Origin of the sequence: Priestia sp. BR_2, from assembly GCF_041954005.1 — a bacterium.
Lineage (GTDB): Bacteria > Bacillota > Bacilli > Paenibacillales > Paenibacillaceae > Paenibacillus_AQ > Paenibacillus_AQ lautus_A.
On the sequence record NZ_JAVFHM010000210.1, the window covers coordinates 1 to 558 of the forward strand.

Genomic DNA, 558 nt, shown 5'->3' on the forward strand with positions numbered 1-558 from the left:
GCATCGTACGTGTGAAAGGGGATAAAAATACAACCATCATCGGAGGCCTTGCGGCTTTTTATAATCAAAGACAAGTAGGGCATGTAGAAGCGGGACTTCGTACATGGAATAAATATTCTCCGTACCCGGAAGAAATGAACCGCCAGTTAACAGGTGTATTAGCGGACCTTCATTTTGCTCCTACTACAAAATCTGCACATAACTTGCTGCAAGAAAACAAAAAAGAAGAAACGTTATTTATTACAGGAAACACAGCAATTGATGCACTAAAAACAACTGTATTAGAAGAATATTCTCATCCGGTATTAGATCGTGTAGGGGACGATCGTTTAATTCTGTTAACTGCTCACCGCCGTGAAAATCTTGGTGAACCAATGCGCAATATGTTCCGTGCAATCAAACGAATTGTAGAGGAACATGATGACGTACAAGTAGTCTACCCTGTACATTTAAATCCTGTTGTTCGTGAATTGGCGGATGAAGTGTTAGGAAATGATCCTCGCATTCACTTAATCGAACCTTTAGAAGTAGTGAACTGCAATAATTTCGCTTCGCGTG

Annotated in this window: 1 protein-coding gene; it reads left to right on the forward strand. The window is 40.5% G+C overall.

Annotated elements, in window-relative coordinates; genetic code table 11:
* Positions 1-558, forward strand: a 558-nt coding sequence (wecB, locus tag RB298_RS15585; protein ID WP_486047530.1) for a non-hydrolyzing UDP-N-acetylglucosamine 2-epimerase, incomplete at both ends; no start/stop codon positions are given.